The organism is Streptomyces sp. NPDC001493 (assembly GCF_053597235.1).
Genome location: NZ_JBSFHV010000012.1, coordinates 77,384 through 103,496 on the forward strand (window position 1 = coordinate 77,384; position 26,113 = coordinate 103,496).

Annotated in this window: 21 protein-coding genes and 1 tRNA gene; 12 read left to right on the forward strand and 10 right to left on the reverse strand. The window is 73.3% G+C overall.

Annotation, left to right across the window (positions count from 1 at the left end):
- The first annotated feature begins 9 nt into the window (after positions 1-9).
- The 3 genes from ACWCWD_RS18595 (at position 10) to ACWCWD_RS18605 (ending at position 5,487) form a co-directional block, all read left to right on the forward strand.
- Positions 10-906 (forward strand): FAD binding domain-containing protein, encoded by an 897-nt coding sequence (locus ACWCWD_RS18595; protein ID WP_386889566.1) that lies wholly within the window; start codon positions 10-12, stop codon positions 904-906.
- Entirely contained in the window at positions 903-3,023 is a 2,121-nt protein-coding gene (locus tag ACWCWD_RS18600; protein ID WP_450773883.1) for a 2Fe-2S iron-sulfur cluster-binding protein, read from the forward strand. The genes ACWCWD_RS18595 and ACWCWD_RS18600 overlap by 4 nt, the downstream gene beginning before the upstream one ends.
- Before the next feature lie 118 nt (positions 3,024-3,141).
- The gene (locus tag ACWCWD_RS18605; protein WP_450773884.1) at positions 3,142-5,487 is read left to right on the forward strand and encodes a xanthine dehydrogenase family protein molybdopterin-binding subunit; all 2,346 of its coding nucleotides are present in this window, start codon (positions 3,142-3,144) and stop codon (positions 5,485-5,487) included.
- A 214-nt stretch (positions 5,488-5,701) separates the two neighbouring features.
- On the opposite strand, the gene ACWCWD_RS18610 is transcribed toward ACWCWD_RS18605, so the two are convergent.
- Positions 5,702-6,466: a hypothetical protein gene (locus ACWCWD_RS18610; protein WP_450773885.1), complete on the reverse strand. Its 765-nt coding sequence runs from the start codon at positions 6,464-6,466 to the stop codon at positions 5,702-5,704.
- A gap of 243 nt (positions 6,467-6,709) precedes the next feature.
- A tRNA-Cys gene (locus ACWCWD_RS18615) sits at positions 6,710-6,781 on the reverse strand.
- 270 nt (positions 6,782-7,051) lie between these two features.
- Here ACWCWD_RS18615 and ACWCWD_RS18620 point away from each other — a divergent pair.
- From ACWCWD_RS18620 to ACWCWD_RS18635, 4 genes are all read left to right on the forward strand, one after another.
- The gene (locus tag ACWCWD_RS18620; RefSeq protein WP_450773886.1) at positions 7,052-8,593 is read left to right on the forward strand and encodes an MFS transporter; all 1,542 of its coding nucleotides are present in this window, start codon (positions 7,052-7,054) and stop codon (positions 8,591-8,593) included.
- Positions 8,594-8,775: 182 nt separating this feature from the next.
- On the forward strand, positions 8,776-10,557 hold the full coding sequence (locus ACWCWD_RS18625; RefSeq protein WP_450773887.1) for a DEAD/DEAH box helicase: 1,782 nt from the start codon (positions 8,776-8,778) through the stop codon (positions 10,555-10,557).
- Positions 10,558-11,168: 611 nt separating this feature from the next.
- Entirely contained in the window at positions 11,169-11,813 is a 645-nt protein-coding gene (locus tag ACWCWD_RS18630; protein WP_390962217.1) for an IclR family transcriptional regulator, read from the forward strand.
- Positions 11,814-11,950: 137 nt separating this feature from the next.
- Positions 11,951-12,739: a S16 family serine protease gene (locus ACWCWD_RS18635; protein ID WP_450773888.1), complete on the forward strand. Its 789-nt coding sequence runs from the start codon at positions 11,951-11,953 to the stop codon at positions 12,737-12,739.
- Between the two features lie 47 nt (positions 12,740-12,786).
- On the opposite strand, the gene ACWCWD_RS18640 is transcribed toward ACWCWD_RS18635, so the two are convergent.
- The 5 genes from ACWCWD_RS18640 to ACWCWD_RS18660 all read right to left on the reverse strand — a co-directional run bounded on the left by ACWCWD_RS18640 (position 12,787) and on the right by ACWCWD_RS18660 (position 17,180).
- Complete coding sequence (locus tag ACWCWD_RS18640; RefSeq protein WP_450774013.1) at positions 12,787-13,677, reverse strand: glycine betaine ABC transporter substrate-binding protein; 891 nt, start codon at positions 13,675-13,677, stop codon at positions 12,787-12,789.
- A 233-nt stretch (positions 13,678-13,910) separates the two neighbouring features.
- A complete protein-coding gene (locus ACWCWD_RS18645) occupies positions 13,911-14,738 on the reverse strand; it encodes an ABC transporter permease (protein ID WP_450774014.1) in 828 nt (275 codons plus the stop codon).
- A gap of 44 nt (positions 14,739-14,782) precedes the next feature.
- Positions 14,783-16,048, reverse strand: a complete 1,266-nt coding sequence (locus ACWCWD_RS18650) for a betaine/proline/choline family ABC transporter ATP-binding protein (RefSeq protein ID WP_450773889.1) — start codon at positions 16,046-16,048, stop codon at positions 14,783-14,785.
- Positions 16,041-16,688 (reverse strand): ABC transporter permease, encoded by a 648-nt coding sequence (locus ACWCWD_RS18655; protein WP_327176034.1) that lies wholly within the window; start codon positions 16,686-16,688, stop codon positions 16,041-16,043. Before ACWCWD_RS18655 ends, ACWCWD_RS18650 begins: the two co-directional genes overlap by 8 nt.
- An 18-nt stretch (positions 16,689-16,706) precedes the next feature.
- The gene (locus tag ACWCWD_RS18660) at positions 16,707-17,180 is read right to left on the reverse strand and encodes an Lrp/AsnC family transcriptional regulator (RefSeq protein WP_450773890.1); all 474 of its coding nucleotides are present in this window, start codon (positions 17,178-17,180) and stop codon (positions 16,707-16,709) included.
- A gap of 134 nt (positions 17,181-17,314) precedes the next feature.
- On the opposite strand from ACWCWD_RS18660, the gene hppD reads away from it, so the two are divergent.
- Entirely contained in the window at positions 17,315-18,460 is a 1,146-nt protein-coding gene (gene hppD, locus ACWCWD_RS18665; RefSeq protein ID WP_450773891.1) for a 4-hydroxyphenylpyruvate dioxygenase, read from the forward strand.
- A 93-nt stretch (positions 18,461-18,553) separates the two neighbouring features.
- On the forward strand, positions 18,554-19,360 hold the full coding sequence (locus ACWCWD_RS18670; protein ID WP_450773892.1) for a DUF4097 family beta strand repeat-containing protein: 807 nt from the start codon (positions 18,554-18,556) through the stop codon (positions 19,358-19,360).
- Positions 19,361-19,395: 35 nt separating this feature from the next.
- Here ACWCWD_RS18670 and ACWCWD_RS18675 read toward each other — a convergent pair whose 3' ends face one another.
- Positions 19,396-21,171 (reverse strand): tetratricopeptide repeat protein, encoded by a 1,776-nt coding sequence (locus ACWCWD_RS18675; protein ID WP_450773893.1) that lies wholly within the window; start codon positions 21,169-21,171, stop codon positions 19,396-19,398.
- 97 nt (positions 21,172-21,268) lie between these two features.
- Between ACWCWD_RS18675 and ACWCWD_RS18680 the strand changes: the two genes are divergently transcribed.
- Positions 21,269-22,645 (forward strand): FAD-binding oxidoreductase, encoded by a 1,377-nt coding sequence (locus ACWCWD_RS18680; RefSeq protein ID WP_450773894.1) that lies wholly within the window; start codon positions 21,269-21,271, stop codon positions 22,643-22,645.
- A 23-nt stretch (positions 22,646-22,668) separates the two neighbouring features.
- On the opposite strand, the gene ACWCWD_RS18685 is transcribed toward ACWCWD_RS18680, so the two are convergent.
- The gene (locus ACWCWD_RS18685; protein ID WP_450773895.1) at positions 22,669-23,160 is read right to left on the reverse strand and encodes an SsgA family sporulation/cell division regulator; all 492 of its coding nucleotides are present in this window, start codon (positions 23,158-23,160) and stop codon (positions 22,669-22,671) included.
- Positions 23,161-23,374: 214 nt separating this feature from the next.
- Between ACWCWD_RS18685 and ACWCWD_RS18690 the strand changes: the two genes are divergently transcribed.
- Entirely contained in the window at positions 23,375-24,961 is a 1,587-nt protein-coding gene (locus ACWCWD_RS18690) for an RDD family protein (RefSeq protein ID WP_450773896.1), read from the forward strand.
- A 126-nt stretch (positions 24,962-25,087) separates the two neighbouring features.
- Entirely contained in the window at positions 25,088-25,762 is a 675-nt protein-coding gene (locus ACWCWD_RS18695; RefSeq protein WP_450773897.1) for an RDD family protein, read from the forward strand.
- Between the two features lie 55 nt (positions 25,763-25,817).
- Here ACWCWD_RS18695 and ACWCWD_RS18700 read toward each other — a convergent pair whose 3' ends face one another.
- The gene (locus ACWCWD_RS18700) at positions 25,818-26,105 is read right to left on the reverse strand and encodes a hypothetical protein (RefSeq protein ID WP_450773898.1); all 288 of its coding nucleotides are present in this window, start codon (positions 26,103-26,105) and stop codon (positions 25,818-25,820) included.
- Positions 26,106-26,113 lie beyond the last annotated feature (8 nt).

Here is a 26,113-nt window from a genome sequence, read left to right on the forward strand (position 1 = left end):
GCAGCTGGGTTGACCACGCACGCACCGCAGGCGACGCAGTCGGTGACAATGCCTGCATCGATCGACGAGGCTGTGGCGGCTCTCGGCGCCATGCCCGCCGCGGTCCCGGTGGCCGGCGGCACGGACCTCATGGCGGCCGTCAACCAGGGGCTGCTGCGCCCCTCCGGACTCGTCGGACTCGGCCGGATCAGCGAGCTGCGTGGCTGGAACTACCAGGACGGTCACGCCCTGCTCGGCGCCGGCCTCACCCACGCCCGCATGGGCCGCCCCGACTTCGCCGCGCTGATCCCCGCGCTCGCCGCCTCCGCGCGCGCCGCGGGCCCGCCCCAGATCCGTAACGCCGGCACCCTCGGCGGCAACATCGCGAGCGCCGCCCCGAGCGGCGACACCCTGCCCGTGCTGGCCGCGCTGGAGGCCGAGCTGGTCATCGCGGGCCCCGGCGGACGCCGCCGCGAGATGCCGGTCTCCTACCTGCTCGCCGGGCGCGAACTGCTCGAACCCGCCGAACTGATCGCCTTCGTCCGGGTACCGCTGCTGCACGCCCCGCAGGTGTTCCTCAAAGCCACCGGCCGTACCGGACCCGGCCGCGCCATGGCGTCCGTCGCGATCGTGCTCGACCCGGCCCGCCGCGGGGTGCGGTGCGCGGTCGGCGCCATCGCGCCGATGCCGCTGCGCCCGCTGGAGGCCGAGCAGTGGATCGCCTCGCTGATCGACTGGGACGGCGCGCGCGGCCTGGCCCCCGACGCCCTCGCCGCCTTCGGCGAGTACGTCGCCGCGGCCTGCATCCCGGACCAGGTACCGTCGGCCGAAGGGGAGGCGCCACCACCGCTGCCACCCGCCGTTCTGCACCTGCGGCGCACCGTCGCCGCGCTGGCCCGACGCGCGCTGGGGAGGGCACTGTCGTGAGCAACGAGGAAAACCCCCAACAGCACGGACAGCAGGGGGAGTACGACCCCGAGCCGCGCTACGGGTCCTGGCAGCCGACGCGTCAGAGCGGCGAGTACGACGCCGACGCGACGGCCTTCGTCCACCTGCCGCCGGAGGACCTCGCCGACGCCCCGCTGGCCGCCCCCGGCCACGGCTACGTACCGCCGATGATCCTGCCGCTGACGCCCGCCGCCGGTCACGACCCGGCCGCCGGGGGCGGCTGGAACGCGCGGCCGCAGCCGGCCCACCCGGACGCGCCGCACCCGCAGGACGGCTCCGGCACGCCCGGCGCGGTGCACTGGCCGGACCCGAACCAGCAGAGCCCGTACGCCCCGTACGAGCAGACGCACTCCACCGGGCACCACACCGAGCAGTGGAACTTCACCGACGGCGCGGACGGGACGGCCGGGACCGGCGCCTCGGCCTACGGGGTGCCCTACGGCGGGGCGTCCTCCGGTGCGGTGTCCTCCGGATACGACGCGGCCCCGGTCCACGAGGGGTACCCGCCGTACACCCCGCCCGGGGCCTACGAGCAGCCCTACGAGGGTGAGCACGGCGGCCAGGACCCCCACGGAACCGCCGACCACTTCGGCCACACGGACCACACCGGTCATGTGGACCTCTCCGGGCACACGGATCACACCGGTCATGTGGACCTCTCCGGGCACGCGGACCACACCGGTCACGTGGATCTCTCCGGGCACACGGACCACACGGGTCACGTGGATCTCTCCGGGCACACGGACCACACGGGTCACGTGGATCTCTCCGGGCACGCCGACCCGGTCGGGCACGCCGACCCGGTCGGGCACGCCGACCCGGTCGGGCACACCGGGCAGTGGACGATCCCGGTCGCGGACGGAGAACTGCCGGACGAGTCGGGGGAGTTCGCCGCCTCCGCGGGCCTGGCGCAGTGGTACACCGGTGCCACCCCGCCGGCCACGCTGCCGGGTGGTGCGCCCGCGCCCTGGGCGACCCAGGAGTTCGCCGTACCGGAACAGTCGCCGGAGCCCGCACCGGAATCGGCGCCGGTGCCGGAGCAGCGTCAGGAGCCGCAGCCGGAACCGGAGTTCGAGCCGGAGTTCGAGCCGGAACCCGTCCCGGCGGACGTGGACCCGGACGTCGGGACGGAGCCCGGACCGGTCGCCGAGCTGCCCGACGCGCAGCCGGTGGACGCGGCGGAGGACTCCGTGCCGGACGCCCCCGAGGCGCCCGCGACGACGGCCGAGGACGAGCCCGTACCCGCGCCGGAGGCGGCAGCCGCATCCGGAGAGCCCGAGGCGCCGGACGCCCTGGACGCGCCGGGAGCCCAGGACCACTCGGGAACCCAGGACGCGCCCGAGGCCCCGGACGCGCCGGAGACCGACCCGCTTCCGGCCGACGGCGAAGACCCTTCCCCGGCGGTGGAGTTCGTGCCCGAGGGGTACGCGCCCGACGGGTTCGCCGCCGAGGGGACCCTGCCCGCGCCGGAGGTTGTACCGCAGGCGAGCGAGCACCCGAGCGCCTCGTACGTCCTGCACGTCAACGGCGTCGACCGCCCGGTCGCCGACGCCTGGATCGGCGAGTCGCTGCTCTACGTGCTCCGCGAGCGGCTCGGCCTGGCCGGTGCCAAGGACGGCTGCTCGCAGGGCGAGTGCGGTGCCTGCAACGTCCAGGTCGACGGCCGTCTCGTCGCCTCCTGCCTCGTTCCGGCGGCCACCACCGCCGGCAGCGAGGTCCGGACGGTCGAAGGGCTCGCCGTCGACGGGGAACCCTCCGACGTGCAGCGTGCGCTCGCCACGTGCGGGGCCGTCCAGTGCGGGTTCTGCATCCCCGGCATGGCCATGACCGTCCACGACCTGCTGGAGGGCAACCACGCCCCCAGCGAGCTCCAGACGCGCCAGGCGCTCTGCGGCAACCTCTGTCGCTGTTCCGGCTACCGGGGTGTGCTCGACGCCGTACGCGACGTCGTGGCCTCCCGCGCCGCGAGCGCCGAGGCGGCCGCCGCCGCGCCGCCCGCCGGTGCCCCGGAGGCCGTCGAGGCGCGCATCCCGCACCAGGCGGCACCCGGCGCCGGTGGCGTCCAGGCCCCGCCGCACCAGGGAGACGCGCGGTGAGCCCCGCCGCCCCCTCCCCTCGCCCGGCGCACCGGCGTCACCGCGACGCCGGCCCCCAGGTCATCGTTACCGGCACCCCCAGCCGCCGCCGCGGCGGAGCGAACGACAAGGAGGCGGCGTGACCAGCGACGCGGCCACCGCGGCCAACGCGACCAGCACCACCCTGCCCCGGACCGACGGCGCGTCCGGCGCCCCGGTACCGGAGGCGCCCGCGCACGGCATCGGCGCCTCGCTGCCGCACGCCGACGTCCGGGCGAAGACCGAGGGCACCTTCCCGTACGCCGCCGACCTCTGGGCGGAGGGCCTGCTCTGGGCCGCCGTGCTCAGATCTCCGCACCCGCACGCCCGGATCGTGTCCGTGGACACCACGGCCGCCGCCGGGATGCCGGGCGTGCGCGCGGTCGTCACCCACCAGGACATCCCCGGCGAGGCCCTCTACGGACGCCATGTCGTGGACCGCCCGGTCTTCGCCTCCGACCTGGTGCGCCACCACGGCGAGGCGATCGCCGCCGTCGCCGCCGACCACCCGGACACCGCACGCCTCGCCGCCGCCGCCATCGCCGTCGAGTACGAGGTCCTGGAGCCCGTCACCGACCCGGAGAAGGCGTTCGAGGCGGAACCGCTCCACCCCGACGGCAACCTCGTCCGCCACATCCCGCTCCGCTACGGCGACCCCGAGGCCACCGGCGACATCGTCGTGGACGGCCTCTACCGCATCGGCCGCCAGGACCCGGCGCCCATCGGCGCCGAGGCCGGGCTCGCCGTGCCCCGGCCGGACGGCGGCGTCGAGCTGTACACCGCCTCCACCGACCCGCACACCGACCGCGACCTCGCCGCCGCCTGCTTCGGCCTGGAACCGGACCGGGTACGGGTCGTGGTGACCGGCGTCCCCGGGGCGACCGGCGACCGCGAGGACCCCGGGTTCCAGATCCCGCTCGGCCTGCTCGCGCTGCGCACCGGCTGCCCGGTGAAGCTCGCCGCCACCCGCGAGGAGTCCTTCCTCGGCCACCCCCACCGCCACCCGACGCTGCTGCGCTACCGCCACCACGCGGACGCGGAAGGCCGGTTGGTCAAGGTGGAGGCCCAGATCCTGCTGGACGCAGGGGCGTACGCCGACGCGTCCTCCGAATCCCTCGCGGCAGCCGTCGCGTTCGCCTGCGGGCCGTACGTCGTCCCGCACGCCTTCGTCGAGGGCTGGGCCGTCCGCACGAACAACCCGCCCTCCGGACACGTCCGGGGCGAGGGCGCGATGCAGGTGTGCGCCGCGTACGAGGGCCAGATGGACAAGCTGGCCGCCAAGCTGGGCATCGAGCCCGCCGAGATCCGGGCCCGCAACACCCTCTCCACCGGCGACATCCTGCCCACCGGCCAGACGGTCACCTGCCCGGCCCCGGTCGCCGAACTCCTCGAAGCCGTACGGGAGTTCCCGCTGCCCGCGCTGCCCAAGGACACCCCCGAGGAGGAGTGGCTGCTGCCCGGCGGCCCGGAGGGCGCCGGCGAGCCCGGAGCCGTACGCCGGGGCGTCGGCTACGCGCTGGGCATGGTCCACATGCTGGGGGCGGAGGGCACCGACGAGGTCTCGACCGCCACCGTGCGCGTCCACGACGGCGTCGCCACCGTGCTCTGCGCGGCCGTCGAGACCGGGCAGGGCTTCACCACCCTCGCCCGTCAGATCGTGCAGGAGACCCTCGGCGTCGAAGAGGTGCACGTCGCCTCCGTCGACACCGACCAGCCCCCGGCCGGACCGGCCACCCACGGCCGCCACACCTGGGTCTCCGGCGGGGCCGTGGAGCGCGCCGCGAAGATGGTCCGTACCCAGCTGCTCCAGCCGCTGGCCCACAAGTTCGGCATGTCCGTGGAGCTCCTCCAGATCGCCGACGGCAAGATCACCTCGTACGACGGGGTGCTCTCCACCACGGTCACCGAGGCGATGGACGGCAAGGAGCTCTGGGCGACCGCCCAGTGCCGCCCGCACCCCACCGAGCCGCTGGACGAATCCGGCCAGGGCGACGCCTTCGTCGGGCTCGCGTTCTGCGCGGTCCGCGCGGTGGTCGACGTCGACATCGAGCTCGGCTCGGTCCGGGTGGTCGAGATGGCCGTCGCCCAGGACGTCGGCCGGATCCTCAACCCGGCCCAGCTCGCCGCGCGCATCGAGGCGGGCGTCACCCAGGGCATCGGCGCCGCGCTCACCGAGAACCTCCGCACCGCCAAGGGCCTGGTCCGCCACCCCGACCTCACCGGCTACGCGCTGCCGACGGCCCTGGACGCCCCGGACATCCGGATCGTGAAGCTGGTCGAGGAACGCGACGTGGTCGCCCCCTTCGGCGCCAAGCCCGTCTCGGCGGTGCCGGTGGTCACCTCCCCGGCCGCGGTGGCCGCCGCGGTCCGCGCCGCGACCGGCCGCCCGATCAACCGCCTCCCGGTCCGGCCGCAGGCAGCGGTGGCGGCGGCGCCGAAGGGCTGAGAGGGCGTTCTGTCAGGGTGTGGGTGGTTTGTCGGATCGTGCCGAGGTCTGGATCCTGCACGTGGGGCTGACGTTCGCCCGGATCGCGGTCCGGTACTGCCGTGGGAGACCGCGGGTCCTGTCCGGGCGGCCTGTCGGATGAAGCGTGGGAGCAGACCGTGCCGGCCCGGCGTCCGCGGCGCGTCGGCGCGGTCCCGGAGGCGGCTGCGCGGACTCAGGGCGCGGACGAGCGGGTCACTTCCGTGGCGTTTTCCCAGTGCCGGTCGAAGTAGGACTTGAAGTACGCCGCCGCCTCGCTGTCCTCGATGCGCATGCCTTGGACGCGGTCCCCCACGGTGAAGGCGAGGAACACGACGCTCGTGTCCATGATGGCCATGCTCATGAGATCGGCCTTGATGGGCCAGGTCACCTGACGGATGCTGTAGCTGCGCAGATGGCGGGTCTCGTCCCGGTGCCGTGCCGTCCAGGCGGCGTACTCCCTGGACGAGCCGAGGCAGAACAGGCGCCGCACCGATCCGCCGTCGCGCGCCCAGGCGAGTACCGCCTGGAAATAGACCGAGAAGGCCGCGGTGGACGCGCTGAAGTCGTCCGGCGTTTCGAGCCGCATGTACCAGGCGTCCATGTGGCTGGGGGAGTGGTTGGCGAGATAGTCCATTTCCGCCCGGTAGAAGGACGTCGCGTCCGGATAGTGCTCGATCCGCGATGAGTTCGTACGGTCGAAGTCCTCCCGCAGCAGGCCGACTTCGGTGCGGAGGTCGGCCAGTTCCTGTCGGGACGCGGTGAGTGGGACCAGCGAGCGCAGGATGGCGTAGACCGCCGTGAACAGGAAGGGCATCTGCCAGGCGACGGACAGGCCGAAGAGTGTGGCGGTCACCGATCCGCAGACGGCGACGAAGCAGGCGACGGCGAGCCCCCGCTGGTCCCAGCGCTCCATGAAGTCGCCCGGCCCCGACCCGGACCGCGAACGCGGACCAGTCATGTACACCTCGCAGAATCTCGGGGCTCCGTGAGTCCCATGGATAAGCCCGATTCCCCGCGAGCACCGCGCCCAATCGTGCGAGTCCAGCGAAAAGAAGACACGTCATGTCGCCAACTCATGCTCCCCGAGGGGAAGTTGCCAACCCCGCCGGAAAGCCCCCGCGCACGCGAAAGCGGCCGTCCCCGCACCATGGGGACGGCCGCCGCCGTTGTTCGTACGGCGCATGCGCCGCGTTCCTTCTTGAGGCCGTGACCGGATTCGAACCGGTGTAACTCGAGTTGCAGTCGAGCCCCTGAACCTCTCGGGCACACGGCCGAGGTGTGGTGCCTCGGTGTTGTCACGACCGTACGGGCCCGGGGCGGCGGGCTCAAGGGGTTCGACGGGCCCGCAATACGACTGCCATACGCCGTTCACAGTGGCCCCACCCGGCCCCACCCGGCCCCACCGGGCCCCCTCCGCACCAGGGGTCCCGTCCGAGGGGGCGCGCCACCGCTCCGGCGGGCGCGCGGTCCTACCACCATCGGACCATCTCACCCCCTCCCCGCGACAGGGATCAACCGGACGTTTGCCCCTTACCCTGGTGCGATGACCGCCCTGGACCCGCGCGACGCCGATGTCGCGCCCGCCGCCCCGCCCGCCGACGACCTACCCGCCGACGCCCTGGCCACTGGCGCGCGGACCAAGAAGGCCGGGGAGGCGGGCGAGGCCGGGGAGGCCGGAGACTCCACCGAGGGCGTACTGGGCCGGACCTACCGCGCCCTGAGCATCGGGATCGTCTCCGTCGTGCTGCTGATCGCCTTCGAGGCGACCGCCGTGGGCACCGCGATGCCGGTGGCCGCGCGCGAGCTGCACGGGGTCCCGCTCTACGCCTTCGCCTTCTCCGCGTACTTCACCACCAGCCTCTTCGCCATGGTGTTCTCCGGGCAGTGGGCCGACCGGAGCGGGCCGCTCGGCCCCCTCGCGGCCGGGATCAGCGCCTTCGCCGCCGGGCTGCTGCTCTCCGGCGGCGCGACCGGGATGTGGATGTTCATCGCGGGCCGGGCCGTCCAGGGGCTCGGCGGGGGACTGGTGATCGTCGCCCTGTACGTCGTCGTCGGCCGCGCCTACCCGGAGCGCCTGCGCCCCGCGATCATGGCCGCCTTCGCCGCGAGCTGGGTGATTCCCTCCGTGGTCGGGCCGCTCGCCTCCGGCACCGTCACCGAGCACCTCGGCTGGCGCTGGGTCTTCACCGGCATCCCGGTCCTCATCGTCTTCCCGCTGGCCCTCGCGCTGCCCGCGATACGGCGCAGGGCCTCCGGCCCGGCGGACGAGGCCGAAGGCGCGCGGCCCTTCGACCGCCGGCGCATCCGGCTCGCCCTCGGCGTCTCGGTGGGCGCCGGGCTGCTCCAGTACGCCGGGCAGGAGCTTGACTGGTTCGCGGCTCTGCCCGCCGTCGCGGGGATCGCGCTGCTGGTCCCCGCCGTCCGGGGGCTGCTGCCCACCGGCACCGCGCGCGCCGCACGCGGGCTGCCCGCCGTGGTGCTGCTGCGCGGGGTCTCGGCCGGGTCGTTCATCGCCGCCGAGTCCTTCGTCCCGCTGATGCTGGTGACCCAGCGCGGGCTGAGCCCGACGATGGCCGGGCTGTCGCTCGCGGCGGGCGGCGGCACCTGGGCGCTCGGCTCGTTCATCCAGTCCCGGCCCCGGATGGAGCCGCACCGGGAACGGCTGATGTTCGTCGGCATGCTCATGGTGACCGTGGCGATCCTGGCCGCGCCCTCCGTGCTGATCCACTCCGTGCCCGCCTGGACCGTGGCGGTCGCCTGGGCGGTCGGGTGTTTCGGCATGGGCATGGTGATCGCCTCGACCAGTGTGATGATGCTCAAGCTCTCCACCCCGCAGGAGGCGGGCGCCAACTCCGCCGCCCTCCAGATCTCCGACGGCCTCTCCAACGTCCTGCTCCTCGCGATCGGCGGCGCGGCCTTCGCGGCGCTCGGCGGCGGCGCGGTGGGCGCCGTCCACGACACCGTGGAAGCGGGCGCCTCGGCGGCCCACCCGGGGGCCTTCGCGGCGGTCTTCCTGCCCATGGCGGCGGTCGCCCTGGTGGGGGCCTGGGTGGCCACCCGGGTACGGGCTCCGCGCGCCGTCTGAGGCCCGGGAGAATCCCGCCGGGCCGGTTGTGAAGAGCGTCTCAACCGGCCCGAACCACGCCTCGTTCGTACGGGGTTCCGCCCGGCGCCCCGGTAAGGTGGCCCGGTTGTCGTATCGCGTACCGGGTGTCCCGGGCGGTACCGGCAGCACCCCACGTACCCGAGAGACCCGAACCGGAGACCGTGACTACTACCGCCTCCCACCACCTCTCACCCGCCTTTCCCGGCCGTGCCCCCTGGGGCACCGCGGGCAAGCTGCGAGCCTGGCAGCAGGGCGCCATGGAGAGGTACGTCCAGGAGCAGCCGCGCGACTTCCTCGCGGTCGCCACCCCCGGCGCAGGGAAGACCACCTTCGCGCTGACCCTCGCCTCATGGCTGCTCCACCACCACGTCGTGCAGCAGGTCACCGTCGTCGCGCCGACCGAGCACCTCAAGAAGCAGTGGGCGGAGGCCGCCGCACGGATAGGGATCAAGCTCGACCCGGAGTACAGCGCCGGGCCGCTGAGCCGCGAGTACGACGGCGTCGCCGTGACGTACGCCGGTGTCGGCGTACGCCCGATGCTGCACCGCAACCGGTGCGAACAGCGCAAGACCCTCGTCATCCTCGACGAGATCCACCACGCCGGTGACTCGAAGTCCTGGGGCGAGGCCTGCCAGGAGGCGTTCGACCCCGCCACCCGGCGGCTCGCGCTCACCGGCACCCCGTTCCGCTCCGACACCAACCCGATCCCCTTCGTGACGTACGAGGAGGGCAACGACGGCATCCGGCGCTCCTCCGCCGACTACACGTACGGCTACGGCAACGCCCTCGCCGACGGCGTCGTCCGGCCCGTGATCTTCCTCAGCTACAGCGGCAACATGCGCTGGCGCACCAAGGCCGGCGACGAGATCGCCGCCCGCCTCGGCGAGCCGATGACCAAGGACGCCATCGGGCAGGCCTGGCGCACCGCCCTGTCGCCCACCGGCGACTGGATCCCCAACGTGCTCACGGCCGCCGACAAGCGGCTCACCGAGGTCCGCAAGGGCATCCCGGACGCCGGCGGCCTGGTCATCGCCACCGACCAGGAGTCGGCCCGCGCCTACGCCAAGATCCTCAAGTCCGTCACCGGTGAGAAGCCGACCGTGGTCCTCTCCGACGAGAAGGCCGCCTCGAAGAACATCGACAAGTTCAGCGCGGACGACTCGCGCTGGATGGTCGCCGTCCGCATGGTGTCCGAGGGCGTCGACGTACCCCGCCTGGCGGTCGGCGTGTACGCGACGACGATCTCGACCCCGCTCTTCTTCGCCCAGGCCGTCGGCCGCTTCGTACGCTCCCGCAGGCGCGGCGAGACCGCCTCCGTCTTCGTCCCCACCATCCCGATGCTGCTCGACTTCGCCAACGAGATGGAGGTCGAACGCGACCACGTCCTCGACAAGCCGAAGAAGGGCAGCGACGAGGAGAACCCCTTCGCGGAGGAGGACAAGCTCCTCGCCGACGCCGAACGGCTGGAGGACGAGGAGACCGAGGAGCAGCTGCCCTTCGAGGCGCTGGAGTCCGACGCCGTCTTCGACCGGGTGCTCTACGACGGCGCCGAGTTCGGCATGCAGGCCCACCCGGGCAGCGAGGAGGAGCAGGACTACCTCGGCATCCCCGGCCTCCTGGAACCCGACCAGGTGCAGCTGCTGCTCCAGCGGCGGCAGACCCGGCAGATCGCGCACAGCCGCTCGAAGCCCGCCGCCGAGGCCGACCTCCTGGAGAAGCCCGCCGAGGCCCGCCCGGTCGTCACCCACAAGCAGCTGCTCTCCCTGCGCAAGCAGCTCAACACGATGGTCTCGGCCTACACCCACCAGAGCGGCAAGCCGCACGGCGTGATCCACACCGAGCTGCGCCGGGTCTGCGGCGGGCCGCCGAGCGCGGAGGCGACGGCGGGCCAGATCCAGGACCGGATCAAGAAGGTCCAGGAGTGGGCGACCCGGATGAAGTGACCGTCCGGGATCTTCCCGTGTGACGGAGGCGTGCGGCCCGGTGGCCCCGGCGGAGGATTCCGCCGGGGCCACCGGGCCGTCGTCGTGGGGCCGTTCGGGCCCGGCGCGTCCGGCGGGGACGCCCTCGGGCTCTACGGGACGTCGCCGCGCACGGCCGGGCAGGGCGCACGCGCATGGCCGGTACGGTCCGCGCGGCCGTTCCGCGTCAAGATTTTTTGTTACGTACTGTTAACGCCGGTTTACCAATGGTGTCCGTCGTCACGCTCCGCGTCGTACGACCTGGACGCGCGTAGACGTCCGGGTTCCGGACGGTCTCGCGCTGACCGGCGGTTATACGGGGGAGGAGCGGCGGCGGACCGGATTCTGGACGAGGTCTTCCGCTCAGCGGACTGCCTCGCTACTGTCCGAACATATGTGAACGCCCCGTGGCAATGTCGCCGCGGAGCGCAGCCGGTACCAGGCCGTCATCCGTACGCACCGCGCCTCCGGGCGACGGTGGAATCGCGGGGCGGCCAGGCCAGACCGGCGGCCTCTCCGTGCGTCGCCGCTGGGACCGGCGTCGCGTGTGCGTGGAGCCGGCCGCCGTCGCTCACCCTCGGAGGGGACGGGTTGTGACCGCGGAGACTTCCCAGACACTCGACCGAGGACTACGTGTCCTCAAACTGCTTGCCGACACCGACCACGGGCTTACCGTCACCGAGCTGTCCAACCGGCTCGGCGTCAACCGCACGGTCGTCTACCGTCTGCTGGCCACACTCGAACAGCACACCCTCGTACGCCGCGACCTCGGCGGCCGGGCCAGGGTCGGACTCGGCGTGCTGCGCCTGGGGCGCCAGGTGCACCCCCTCGTACGCGAGGCGGCGCTGCCCGCGCTGCGCTCGCTGGCCGAGGACATCGGGGCCACCGCCCACCTGACGCTCGTCGACGGTTCGGACGCGCTCGCCGTCGCCGTCGTGGAGCCCACCTGGACCGACTACCACGTGGCGTACCGGCCGGGCTTCCGTCACCCCCTCGACCAGGGCGCCGCGGGGCGGGCCATCCTCTCCGCGCGGCAGCGCACCGTCGTGGACCACCCCGGCTACACCCTCACCCAGGGCGAGCTGGAGGCGGGCGCCAGCGGCGCCGCCGCACCGCTGGTCGGGGTCTCCGGGGTGGAGGGCAGTGTGGGCGTGGTCATGCTCGCGGACTGCATCCCGGAACGGGTCGGCCCCCGTGTGCTGGACGCGGCCCGGGAGGTCGCCGACGCCCTGAGATGAGGGGTTCCCCGACGGCGCTTTATTACTGACAGGTTCACGATCCTTCGGTTTCGTATGATTTGGGCCGACAGCCCCGGCGGGCCGGGCCTCCGGGCCCGGCGCCCGGGACGGGGCACACCGACCGATAGATTGGCCGGGTGCCCCTTCGTCTTACGCGCCCCCGCACCCTCGCGCTCTGCGCGCTGCCGGTGCTCGCCCTGTTCGGGACCGCCGCCCTCGCCCCGCTGCCGTTCACGCTGGCCCAGCCGGGCACCACGGCGAACGTCCTCGGCGAGGCCGGCGGGAAGCCCGTGATCACCATCACCGGCGCGCCCACCCGCACCACCGAGGGCCAGCTGCGGATGACGACGATCGTCGCCACCGGACCCACCGCGGACGTGCGCATCGGCGACCTGGTCGACAGCTGGTTCCGTACGGACCGGGCGGTCATGTCCCGCGACTCGGTCTACCCGACCGGCGGCTCCGTGAAGCAGATCGAGCAGCACAACCTGAACGACATGAAGGAGTCCCAGGACGTCGCCGTCGACGCGGCCCTGAACTACCTCGACCGCGCGCAGGGGTCGATGACGTTCTCCCTCGACCTCGGCGACATCGGCGGCCCCAGCGCCGGCCTCTTCCTCGCCCTCGGCATCATCGACAAGCTCGACGGCAACGGCTCCGGCGGCGACCTCACCGGCGGCCGCACCATCGCCGGTACGGGCACCATCGCGGCGGACGGCACGGTCGGAGCGGTCGGCGGAGTCTCCCTGAAGACCCAGGCCGCCCGGCGCGACGGGGCGACCGTCTTCCTCGTCCCGAAGGCCGAGTGCGGCGCGGCGACGGCGGAGCTCCCGAAGGGCCTGAAGCTGATCCCGGTCACCACCCTCAAGGGTGCGGTGTCCGCGCTCGACGCCCTGGACCGCGGCGCGAGCGTCCCCAGCTGCTGAGCACGGGGGACGCCGGAGGCAGGGGCGGGGCACGGGCTCCCCGCCCCTCACCCCTCCTTGATGAACCCCTCCTCCACCAGCCACTCCAGCGCCACCGTGTGCGGGTCCGCGCCCTCCACGTCCACCTTGGCGTTGAGCTCCTGGGCGACCTCGGTGGTCAGCTTCGCGCTCACCGGGTCCAGCAGGTCCGCGATCACCGGGTACTTGTCGAAGGTCGCGGTGTGGATGACCGGCGCCGCGTTGTAGTTCGGGAAGAAGTGCTTGTTGTCGGCGAGCACGTCCAGATTCATGGCCTTGATCCGGCCGTCGGTCGTGAAGACCTCGCCCAGCAGGCAGGAGTTGGACTTGGAGACCTGGGTGTAGATGATCCCGGCGTCCATCTTGCGGATGTTCGCGGCGGGCAGGGACATCCCGTACGCCTTCTCCATCCCCGGCAGACCGTCGTCCCGGGAGGCGAACTCGTTCTCCACGCAGACCGTCACCGCCGACGGGTTCTTCTTCGCCAGTGCCGCCACGTCGGACAGGTCCTTCAGCTTGTACTTCGCGTTGTTCTTCCGGCTGATGGCGAGCGCGTAGGTGTTGTTGAGGGTCGACTGGGGGAGCCAGGTCACCCCGTTGCGCCGGTCGGCGTCGCGTACCGCCTTCCACTGCTCCTCGGGATCGTCGATCGGCTCCGCGTTGCCGAGGTAGGTGATCCAGCCGGTGCCCGTGTACTCGTACATCGCGTCGGCGTCACCCTGCACGATGGCCTCGCGGGCGCTGATCGAGCCCGGGAGGTTGGTGCGGTCCAGCACCTCGGCACCGGCCGCCTTGAAGACCAGGCCGATCATCTGACCGAGGATGATGTTCTCGCTGAAGTTCTTCGAGGTGACCGTGAGCGAGGCGCCCTTCAGCGGCTCGCCGGCGCCCACCGAACCCGGCTCCACCTCGTCCGCCATCGGCGACCCGCTCTTCAGCCCGCACCCGGCGAGCACCAGCGCCAGCAGCACGGCCCCCGCCGCCCCGGCACGCCGGCGCAGGGCCCCGCGCCCACCGCGCCCCGCGACCCCGGACCCGTACCGCCGCCCCGCGACCCCGGACCCGTACCGCCGCCCCGTAACCCCGGGCCCGTACCGCAGTCCCGCGATCCCGGGCCCGTACCGCCCCGCGCCTCCGGAGCCCGCCCGCGTCCTCATGGTGCCTCCAGTCCGCGCGGCGTCAGCACCAGCTCCACCAGCGAGGCCAGCCAGTCCACCAGCAGCGCCAGCACCACCGTCAGCACCGACCCCAGCACCAGCACCGGCATGCGCTGCGTCTGGATGCCCGAGGTGATCAGGTCGCCGAGCCCGCCGCCGCCGCCGAACGTGGCCAGCGTCGCCGTACCCACGTTCAGCACCAGGGCCGTCCGCACTCCCGCCAGGATCAGCGGGACGGCGAGCGGCAGCTCCACCTTCGCCAGCGTCCCCCTCCCCGACATCCCGATGCCCCGCGCGGCCTCCACCAGCGTCGGGTCGATCGACTTGAGCCCCGCCACCGTGTTGGAGAGCACCGGCAGCACCGCGTAGATCACCATGCCGGTGATCGCCGTGGACGGGCCGATGCCCAGCCAGATCACCAGCAGGGCCAGCAGGCCGATCGCCGGGGTGGCCTGGCCGATGTTGGCGATCGCGGTGAAGAGGGGGGCGGACCGCGACAGACCCCGGCGGGTCAGCGCGATGCCCAGCGGAATGGCGATGATCAGCACCCAGAACGTCGAGATCGCCGTCAGCCGCACGTGCTGCCACCAGCGCAGCTCCACCGTGTCGCCCGCGATCGAGTTCTCCGCGATGGAGTCCAGGGTGATCGTGTTGATCCAGAAGTACGTCGCCACCAGCACCGCGGCCAGCACCAGCGGCAGCACCACCAGCTTCTGCCAGGTGATCCGGCGCGGCGGGCGCGCCGGGGGAGGGGGCGGCTCGCTCTCCTCGTCCCGGAACGCCTTCCCCTTGACGTCGTGCTCGCCCGGCGGCCGGGTCGGCATCGCCTCCCGGCCGGACGAGTCGCGGCCCTGGCGGCTGCTCGGGCTCACGCGCCGCCACCCCCCTCCAGCTCCTGCTCCGTCTGATGGCTGCGCAGCTCCTCCAGCTCGTGCTGGTGCTCCATCGCCGCGAGCCGGTCCGCCTCCAGCAGCTCCTGCACGTTGTCCATCAGGATGCGCATGTCCACCACCCCGACGAACTCCCCGCGCCGCCCGGTCACCGCGGCCCGCCCGCCGCTGTCGGTGAGCACCGCCTCCAGCGCGTCGTGCAGTGTGGCGTCCCGGGTCACCGTGTCGTGCACCAGCTGCCCGGCCCGCGCGAGCGAACCGCGCGCCCGCATCAGGTCGCCGCGCCGCAGCCACTTGTACGGGCGGTTCTTGCGGTCCAGCATCAGCAGCTCGTTGTGCGGGCCGCTGCGCAGCTTGTTGAAGATGTCCTGGAGCGGGTCGTCCACGGTCACCGTGGGGAAGTCGGCGACCCCCACGTCCCGGACCCGGGTGAGGTTGAGCCGCTTCAGCGCCGCGCCCGCGCCGACGAACCCGGAGACGAAGTCGTCGGTCGGGTTGGTGAGGATCGCCTCCGGGGTGTCGAACTGCGCGATGTGCGAACGCTCCCGCAGCACCGCGATCCGGTCGCCGAGCTTGATCGCCTCGTCGAAGTCGTGGGTGACGAACACGATCGTCTTGTGCAGCTCGTGCTGGAGCCGGATCAGCTCGTCCTGGAGATGGTCGCGGGTGATCGGGTCGACGGCCCCGAACGGCTCGTCCATCAGCAGCACCGGCGGGTCCGCGGCGAGCGCCCGCGCCACGCCCACGCGCTGCTGCTGGCCCCCGGAGAGCTGGCGCGGGTAGCGGCCGTGGAACTCCCTGGGGTCGAGGCCGACCAGGTCGAGCATCTCCTCGACCCGGTCCTTCACCTTCCGCTTCGACCAGCCGACCATCTTCGGGACGAGGGCGATGTTGTCGGCGACCGTCATGTGCGGGAAGAGCCCCGAGGACTGGATCGCGTACCCGATCTTCCGGCGCAGCTTCACCGGGTCCATGTCGGTGACGTCCTCGTCACCGATCCTGATCCGGCCGGACGACGGCTCGATCAGCCGGTTGATCATCTTCAGGGTGGTCGACTTGCCGCAGCCGGACGGGCCCACGAAGATCACCGTCTCGCCCGCCTTGATGTCCATGGAGACGTTCTCCACGGCCGGGTTCGGGTTGCCCGGGTACAGCTTGGTGAGCTCCTCCAGCTGGATCGTCGCCCCGGAGGTCTCGGCCGGAGCGTCGGGCTCGGCGGTGGCGTCGGCAGCGGTCTCAGACACGGATCCCCCTGGGAATGGTCAGCCGCCCGAGCAGCACGTACGCGGCGTCGAAGAGAAGCGCGAGAATGACGATGCCGAGCGTGCCCGCGAGGACCTGGTTGATCGCGTTGGCGCTGCCCAGCGAGGCGATGCCCCGGAAGATCTCGTTGCCGAGCCCCGGCCCCGAGGCGTACGCGGCGATCGCGGCGATGCCCATCAGCATCTGGGTGGCGACCCGGATGCCGGTGAGGATCGGCGGCCAGGCGAGCGGCAGTTCCACCCGGCACAGCCGCGCGATCCGCGACATCCCGATGCCCTTCGCCGCGTCCACCAGCGACGGGTCCACCCCGCGCAGCCCCACGATGGAGTTACGGACGATGGGCAGCAGCCCGTACATCGTCAGGGTGATCACGGTCGGCGCCACACCCAGCCCGACCAGCGGGATCAGCAGACCGATCGCGGCCAGCGACGGAATGGTCAGGATCGTCGCCGTCGACGTGATGGCGAACGAACCGCCCCAGCCGCTGCGGTAGCTGACCACCCCGATCACCACCCCCAGCACCGTCGCGATGACCATGCACTGGAAGACGGCACTGACGTGCTGGAACGCGTCGGTGAGCAGTTGCTGGTGCCGGGTCGTCACGTACTCCCAGAAGCTCAAGCGACGCACTCCCTCGGATCAGTCGGTGTCCCTCGCGGCCTGCTCCACGAGCGGGATGACGCGCAGCGGGACGGGGTTCTCCATGACGATCGCCGTGGAGGCCCGGACGATGCCATCAAAACCGACAACCCGGTCGATGACGCGCTGAAGATCGGCGTTCGAACGCGCCACGAGACGGCACAGCATGTCCCCGTGACCGGTCGTCGTGTGCAGCTCCAGCACCTCCGGTACGCCCGCCAAGTGGGCCCGCACGTCGGCGCCTTGCCCCTGTTTGATCTCCAGCGTCGCGAAGGCGGTGACCGGGTACCCGAGCGCCGCAGGATCCACCTCCGGCCCGAACCCCCGGATGACTCCATTCGACTGAAGACGGTCGAGGCGCGCCTGCACCGTCCCGCGCGCCACACCGAGGCGCCGGGACGCCTCCAGTACCCCGATCCGGGGCTCCCGGGCCAGCAGCACGATCAGTTCCCCGTCCAGACGGTCGATTCCCACGGTGCGCCCCGGCCCTTCGGATGTGATGGTCATCATGTACAGACAGCCCGCCCATCCTGGCGGACCACTGGACGGATTGTGCAGCCGAATCGCGAACTGTTGCGCACCTTGCCGCACGGGGGGAGTCTCGGACCATGACAGAGACCCTGCACACCACTCCCGACACCGCCCGGCGGGCCGACCCCTTCCCGGTGAAGGGGATGGACGCGGTCGTCTTCGCCGTGGGCAACGCCAAACAGGCCGCCCACTACTACTCGACGGCCTTCGGCATGAAGCTGACCGCCTACTCCGGACCGGAGAACGGCAGCCGCGAGACCGCGAGTTACGTCCTCACCAACGGCTCCGCCCGCTTCGTCCTCACCTCCGTCGTCAAGGCGTCCACCGACCGGGGCACCTTCCTCCAGGAGCACGTCGCGGCCCACGGCGACGGCGTGATCGACCTCGCCATCGAGGTCCCCGACGCCCGCGCCGCGTACGCGTACGCCGTCGAGCACGGCGCGCGGGGCATCACCGAGCCGTACGAGCTCAAGGACGAGCACGGCACGGTCGTCCTCGCCGCCATCGCCACGTACGGCAGCACCCGCCACACCCTCGTCGAGCGCGGCGGCTACGACGGCCCCTACCTCCCGGGCTTCGCCGCCGCCGACCCGATCGTCCAGCCCCCGGCGAAGCGCACCTTCCAGGCCGTCGACCACTGCGTCGGCAACGTCGAACTCGGCCGGATGAACGAGTGGGTGGCCTTCTACAACCAGGTCATGGGCTTCACCAACATGAAGGAGTTCGTCGGCGACGACATCGCCACCGAGTACTCCGCCCTGATGTCGAAGGTCGTCGCGGACGGCACCCTGAAGGTCAAGTTCCCGATCAACGAACCCGCCGTCGCGAAGAAGAAGTCGCAGATCGACGAGTACCTGGAGTTCTACGGAAGCGCCGGCGTCCAGCACATCGCGCTCGCCACCAACGACATCGTCGCCTCCGTCCGCGCGATGCGCGCCGCCGGTGTGCAGTTCCTGGACACCCCCGACTCGTACTACGACACCCTCGGCGAATGGGCCGGCGAGACCCGCGTCCCGGTGGAGACCCTGCGCGAGCTGAAGATCCTGGTCGACCGCGACGAGGACGGCTACCTGCTCCAGATCTTCACCAAGCCGGTCCAGGACCGGCCGACCGTCTTCTTCGAGATGATCGAGCGGCACGGCTCGATGGGCTTCGGCAAGGGCAACTTCAAGGCCCTCTTCGAGGCGATCGAGCGCGAGCAGGAGCGGCGCGGGAACCTCTGAGCCGGTGCGCGCCGGCAGGCGGCCCGCGCCCCCGGCTTGGGGTGCGGGCCCCGCGTGCGTCATGGACGGCCCGTCCCGGGGAAGACGGGCACCATGAACGCCACTCCCTCCCGGGCGGTACGCCGCCTGGCCCCCCTGCTGGCGGTTCTCCCGCTCCTCGCCGCGTGCGACGGACACGACGGGGACTTCCGGACGCACCCCGAAGCGGTCACCGCCCCGGACCTCGGCGGGGACACCCGGCTGGTGATCACCACGGAGAACGGGGTGCGGCTGCGTCCGGCCGACGGAGAGCGCGCCGCCACCGACCAGCGGATACGGGCCCGTTGGTCGCACCGGGGCGACACCTGGGTGCTCGACCTGACCTGCCGCGACGCGGACGGCGACGACGGCGACGGAGATGACGGCGACCGGGACGGTGACAGCGCCAGGGACGGGGCGTGCCCCCGGATGCCCTCGGTCGACGTGCCCGCCGTCGCCTCGGTCACCGTCACCGCCCGGAACGCGGGCATCGACGTGGCGGGGGTCGCCTCGCCGCTGGACCTCACCACCGTCAACGGGGACGTGACCGTCGTACGGTCCGGGCGGGACGGCGCCACCGTCCGGCTCACCACCCGCAACGGCTCCGTACGCGCCGGAGACCTGCGCTCCGGCCGCCTGGACGCCGGAACGGTCAACGGGGACGTGACCCTCGCCAACGCCACCGCGCCGTCCCCCCTCACCGCCGCCACCACCAACGGCTCGGTCCGTGTGTCGCTGCCGCACACCGCCCCCGCCTACCGCGTCGCCGCCACCACCCGCAACGGCACCACCTCGGTGACCCTGCCCACCACCGCCGACGCGACCGGCCCCGGCCTGACGCTCCGCACCGTCAACGGCGACGCCACCGCCACCCGCGACTGAGGGGGCACGTGCCGGGCGACGCGGGCGCCGGCCCCTCAGGCGGCCGGGGCGCCCTGCTTCGGCCCGGCCGATGCGGCAGGCGCGGCGGCCGCATCGGCGGACGGCGCGGGCGCCGGAGCCGCGGGGGCCTTCGGCGCGGGCGCGGCGGAAGCGGCGGGTGCCGGGGCCGGGGGCGCGGCGGGTTCCGCGGGTGCCGCCGGTGCCTCCCGCCGCGGCTCGGGGGCCGCCTCCGCCTCCGCCTCCTCCGCCGGATCAGGGTCCGGGGCGGCCTGCAGGTCCTGCGGGCCGCCCCCGGCCGGCTCGCCCAGTCCGTCCAGCGCCCGCCGGGCCGCAGGGGCGTCCAGCGGCGAGAACGCCGGGTCGGTGCGCAGGGCCTCCTCCAGATGGCGGCGGGCCGCCCCGACGTCGCCCGACTCGGCCTCCATCATGCCCAGGTGGTACGCGTACGAGGCGCTGCGGATCCCGCTGTCGGCCGCCTTCAGGGCGAACTCCATGCCCTCCTCCGAGTTGCCCGCCCGGTGCAGCGCCCAGCCGAGCGCGTCCGCGACCTCCGAACCCCGCCGCTGCCCCTCCCACGCGGTGCGCAGCCGCGCCACGGCCGCCTCCGGGTCGCCGTGGTCGCTCTCGTAGCGGGCCAGCGGCAGCGTCTCGTCCACACCGTTCCGCTCCGCCGCCGCGGCCATCTTCAGGAACGCCGCGTACTGGCTGGCGGCGTCCCCGTCGAGGTCCAACGACTCGTACAGCTCGGCGAGTTCGAGGGCGTACTCCGGGCGCGGCAGACGCTGGAGCACCCGCTGGTACTCCGCGAGCGCCTCGTCGGTGCGGCCGAGGGCGGTCAGCGCGCGGGCCCGTCCGGCGAGCGAGGCGTTGTGGCCCCGGTCGACGCGGAGCGCCGCGTCGTACTGCGCCAGCGCCTCCCCGGCCTCGCCGCGCTCGCGGGCCAGGTCGCCGAGCCGGTGCAGGGCCTCCGCCTTCTGCGCGGGGGTGACGGAGCGGTCGGCGGCCTCCTGCGCGGTGGCGAGCGCGTCCTCGCGCCAGCCCCGGTCGCGGTACAGCTCGGCGGTACGGCCCAGGGCGGGCGCGCCCTTGCGCAGGGCGGCGAACTTCTCGGTGGCCGTGCCGGCCGCCTCGTAGTCGCCGAGCCCGTTGTACGCGTCGATCAGCGCCGGGTAGACGGTCCAGGTGGCGGGCGCGCGGTCGCGGACCGTCTCGCCCCACTTCTTCGCCGCCAGGAAGTCGTGCCGGGCGTCGGCGAGTTCGGCCAGTCCCACCCACGCGGCGCCGTTGCCGCGGTCGCCCGGCTCGGCCGCCAGCGAGCGCTTCAGGGCCTGTTCGGCGCGCGGGTAGTACCCGAAGTCCGCGGACCGCCGGGCCCATTCCACGTACGCCGAACCGAGCGCCGCCCAGGCCGGGGCGTCCGCCGGGTGACCGCGCACCCAGCTCTGCCGGTCGCCGATCAGGGCCGTCAGGTCGGAGAGCGAGGCCGGTGCCCCGGCGGTCGCCGCCGACCGGGCCCGGTCCGCCGCCCCCGGTGCCGCCGCGGGGGCCGGGGCGTCCTCCGGTACGGCCACCAGCGCGCCCGCCACCAGCACCCCGGCGGCCACCGCCCCGACCGCGGCCCGCCGCAGCGAGGTGCGCAGGGTGGGGGGCGGGGGCTGCACCTCGGGGCCGTCGGGGGGCGGGTCCCCGTCCGCCGGGTCCCGGGGCGGTCCGCCCTCGGGCGGCGCCTCCCACTCGGGCCCGTCGTGCGGGCGGGGAGGGACGGACGGCATCGTGCGGGCATCCGGGTCCTGCTGCGGCATGACATCCATACGATCACTTTGCGTCAGTACGAAGAGCACACCGCGCTCCGGAACAGCAGCCGCAGACGGGTTCACGCCATTGGCCGCCGGGTGCCAGGGTGGAAGCATGGACCACCGGGACGATCTCCTCGCACGGCTTCGGGCGGGCCTGCCCGCCGAGGCCCTCCTCACCGACCCCGACGTCACCGCCTCGTACGCGCGCGACATGGCGAGCTTCTGCGACGCCGGAGCGCCCCTGGCGGTCGTGCTCCCGCGCACCGTCGAACAGGTCCAGCACGTCATGCGCACCGCGCACGCGCTGCGCGTCCCGGTGGTGCCGCAGGGCGCCCGGACCGGCCTCTCCGGCGCCGCCAACGCCTCCGAGGGGTGCGTGGTGCTCTCCCTGGTGAAGATGGACCGGATCCTGGAGATCAGCGCCGTCGACCGGATCGCCGTCGTCGAACCGGGCGTCGTCAACGCCGCCCTCTCCCGCGCCGTGGGCGAACACGGCCTCTCCTACCCGCCGGACCCCTCCAGCTGGGAGACGTGCACCATCGGCGGGAACATCGGCACCGCCTCCGGCGGCCTGTGCTGCGTCAAGTACGGCGTCACCGCCGAGTACGTACTCGGCCTCGACGTCGTCCTCGCCGACGGGCGCCTCCTCACCACCGGCCGCCGCACCGCCAAGGGCGTGGCCGGATACGACCTCACCCGGCTCTTCGTCGGCTCCGAGGGCAGCCTCGGCATCGTCGTCAAGGCCGTCCTCGCGCTCCGCCCCAAGCCGCCGCGCCAACTCGTGCTCGCGGCGGAGTTCCCCTCGGCGGCGGCGGCCTGCGACGCCGTCTGCCGGATCATGGAGCGGGGACACGCCCCGTCACTCCTCGAACTGATGGACCGTACGACGGTCCGCGCGGTGAACGCGATGGCCCACATGGGCCTGCCCGAATCCACCGAGGCGCTCCTCCTCTGCGCCTTCGACACGCCCGACGCCCCCGCCGACCTCGCCGCCGTCGGCGCGCTCTGCACCGGGGCCGGTGCCACCGGAGTGGTCCCCGCCGACGACGTCGCCGAGTCCGAACTCCTGCTCCAGGCACGCCGGATGTCGCTCACCGCACTGGAGACCGTCAAGCCCGCCACGATGATCGACGACGTCTGCGTACCGCGCTCGCGGCTCGGCGAGATGATCGAGGGGACCGCCGCCGTCGCCGAGAAGTACGGACTCACCATCGGCGTCTGCGCCCACGCGGGCGACGGGAACACCCACCCCGTCGTCTGCTTCGACCCCGCCGACCCCGACGAGTCCCGCCGGGCCCGCGAGTCCTTCGACGAGATCATGGCGCTCGGCCTCGAACTGGGCGGCACCATCACCGGCGAACACGGCGTCGGCGTCCTCAAGAAGGAGTGGCTCGCCCGGGAACTCGGCCCGATGGGCATCGAGTTGCAGCGCGGGATCAAGGCCGCCTTCGACCCGCTCGGCATCCTCAACCCGGGCAAGCTCTTCTGAACCACCCGCCTCCGCCGCCACCCTCACGCCTCGTTGGAGTCCTGGGGCGCGTCGTCCGGACCGAACGGATCGGCGAGCCACAGGTCCTCGGCGGGCAGCGGGGAGAGCAGCTCGGCGAGCTCCTGTTCGAGCAACTCCCCCCAGGGGCCTTCGTTCTCCGTGCCCGGCGGGACCACGCAGAGGGTCCGTTCCAGCCACGCCGACACCGACGCGGACGGAACCTCCAGCAGGGCGTTGCCGTCCGGGGAGCTCAGCGCGACACAGATGACGTCCCGGTGCCCGACCTTCGTCGGCCAGATCCGCACGTCCCCGTGCCCGCACGGCCGGAACACCCCCTCGATCAGCAGCTCCCGCGCGAACGTCCAGTGCACCGGGGACTCCGAGCCGACATGGAAGACGATGTGCACGGCGTACGGGTCGTCCGCCCGGTACGTCAACCGGGCGGGTACGGGAATGGAGCGCTCGGGCGACAGGACCAGCTTCAGTTCCAGCTCACGTTCCACGACGTTGCGCATGAGATGCACGACCTTTCGATGCCCAGGGACCGGTCCCGCGACCGGCCCGCACAAGGAGAGAGCGCGCTCCCCGTCCGCGATGACGCGACTTGAAGAGAAAATCTTCGAAGCGACCTGAAAGTGGCCCAAACGCCAGGACCGGCCCGGGGGAAGGCGGTGGTCTGATAGATGTTGACTCTTGTGTTGCGGCTACGAAGAGATACGGGACCCGCTGATGAGCGCGCCAACTCCGGCACCCGGTGACGAACGCCCCCGTGAGGGGTACTACCCCGACCCCTCCATCCCCGGCTACGTCCGCTACTGGAACGGCGCTTCGTGGGTTCCCGGGACGAGCCGCCCCGCACCGGGGCAGGACGTGAACGCCTCCGACGCGGGGGTGCCCGCGGCGGCGCACCCCGGAGCCGCCGCCCCCGTGGAGGAGACCGGACCGGTCTTCTTCGACGAGGAGGAAGCGGCCCAGGAGGCCGCCGCCGCAGCCCGGTTCGACCCGTCCCAGCAGGCCCCGGTCCACCCCGGCGGCCTCCCCGTCGAGCGCGCCCACCAGCCCGAGCCCGCCTCCGCCTGGCAGGCCGACTCGGCCCGGCAGGCCGGCTTCGGCAACGACGCCGACCGGCGCGTCTCCTGGGGCGGCGGCCCGGGCGAGGCCCAGGTGCCCGGCCAGGGCGCCCGCGGCGGAGCCGGCCCGCGCGCCGTCGAGGCGGGCCCGGACCCGCGCCGCCCCGCGCTGCCGCACGGCGCCGCACCCGCCGCACTGCCCGCCGGACGTGACGGCGGCCACGACGGCCCGGTCCACGCCGCGCCCGACGCCCGCTCCGGCGCCCCGTCGCCCGCCGTGCCCCAGCCGCAGCAGGCCGCGCAGCCGCAGACCGCGCAGCCGCAGACCGCGCAACCGCAGCCCGCGCAGCAGCAGCCCGCGCAGCAGCAGTCCGCCGCTCCGGTGCGCGACGCCTTCCGCGCCCAGGGCGCCCAGGCAGGACCCGGACAGGGCGCCACCTCCTGGGCGCAGCAGGGCCCCCAGGCCCAGCAGGCGCCCCAGGCCCCCCGGATCCAGCAGGCTCCGCAGGCGTACCAGCCCCAGCAGCAGGCGCCCCAGGCCCCCCAGGCCCAGCGGGCTCCGCAGGCGTACCAGCCACCGCAAGCGGCCCAGCAGGCCGCGCAGCAGGCAGCACAGCAGGCCGCGCAGCAGGCGCCGGCCGCCGCCGGTTCCGGGCCCTACGGAGGACCCGGGGCCGCCGGGCCGCAGGCGGCGGAGCAGCCTGTCGTGCCGTGGAAGCCGCCGGTGGACGACCCGTTCCAGCAGATGGCCCGCGCCCGGACGGCGGGCCGGCCCGCCGGGCTCGGCCGTCGGCTCGTCGCCCGGGTCGTCGACTCGGTGGTGCTGGGCGCGCTCGTCGGCGCGGCCGGATTCCCGCTGGTCACGGCGGCCATCGACCACATGGACGCGAAGATCGAGGCCGCGAAGCTCTCCGGCCGCACGGTGACGGTCCATCTGCTGGACTCCACCACCACCGGGCAGCTCGGCGGGGTGCTCGCCGCGTTCCTCGTCGTCGGCTTCCTGCTGGAGGCGCTGCCGACCGCGAAGTGGGGCCGGACGCTCGGCAAGAAGCTCCTCGGCATCCAGGTCCGCGACGTCGAGTCGCAGGACGTGCCCACCCTGGGGGCGGCGGTGCGCCGTTGGCTCGTCCACGGTCTCCTCGGGCTGCTGGTGATCGGGGTGCTCGACGCCGCGTGGTGCCTGTTCGACCGGCCCTGGCGCCAGTGCTGGCACGACAAGGCGGCCCGTACCTTCGTCGCGGGCTGACCGGCTGTCACGTACGGGCGGGTGACGGGCCGGGGCCGGCCGTCACCGCCCCCAGTGGCTGACGGTCCGTCACTCGAAAGCACCTGAGCCGTTGCGGGGCGGTGCCCGGCGGGGTGCACTGCCCGCATGAGCAACGACGCGCCGACGCCCGGCCAGCCGCCCGAGGACGACGATCCGTTCCTCAAGAAGCCGCAGGACCCCCCGCCGTCGTCGGGCTCGCCGTACGACGGCGCACCGCCGCCACCCCCGCCCCCGCCTCCGCCGCCCTACGACCCGGGGCCGTACGGCGGCGGCCCGTACGGCGGCGCGGACCCGCTCGCGGGGATGCCGCCGCTCGGCGCGCAGGGGACGCGCATCCTGGCGCGGCTGATCGACTTCCTGATCATCTCGATCCCGCTCTATCTGATCTCGCTGCCCTTCGGCGGCGCGGTCGACGTCACCTCCGACAACGGCGACAGCGACGTGGGCAACGCCGTCACCAACACGTACAGCGGGCACCAGCTGATCTGGTCGCTGATCGCGCTGGTCTGCTACGTCGGGTACGACACCTACTTCACGCACAAGGACGGCCGCACCCCCGGCAAGAGGCTGCTGAAGCTGCGCGTCGCGATGCTGAGCGACGGCAGCGTGCCCCCCACCAACGCCTCGCTGATGCGCGCGGTCGTGCTCTGGCTCCCGGCGCTGCTGTGCTGCCCGTGCCTGTGGTGGCTCATCAACATCGTGCTGATGTTCACCGACAAGCCGTACCGGCAGGGCCTGCAGGACAAGGCGGCCAAGACGGTCGTGGTCAGTGTCCGCTGAGCGGTGCGCCGGGCGGGCGCCGGCGCCCGCGCACGGGAGGCCGGCGCGTGGGAGGTCAGTGCCGCGCGTGTCCGCCGACGCGTTCCCCGGCGGTGGTGTCGCTCTCCCGGGAGGCGCGGGCGGGGGTCCGGTACGGGCGGGCCGCGCCGGACGGGAGCGGTCCGCGGCCCCAGCGGGGCGCCGGCACGGCCACCGCCACCAGCACGCCCAGCACCAGTGCCGCGAGGCAGACGACGCCCACCTCGGCGGCCGACGAGGCGCCGGAGAGCAGCAGCAGGGCGAAGGTGACGAGGACGACGGTGGCGCAACCGTAGACGAGTTGTGCGGCAGTCGGACGCGGCATGGCGGTAT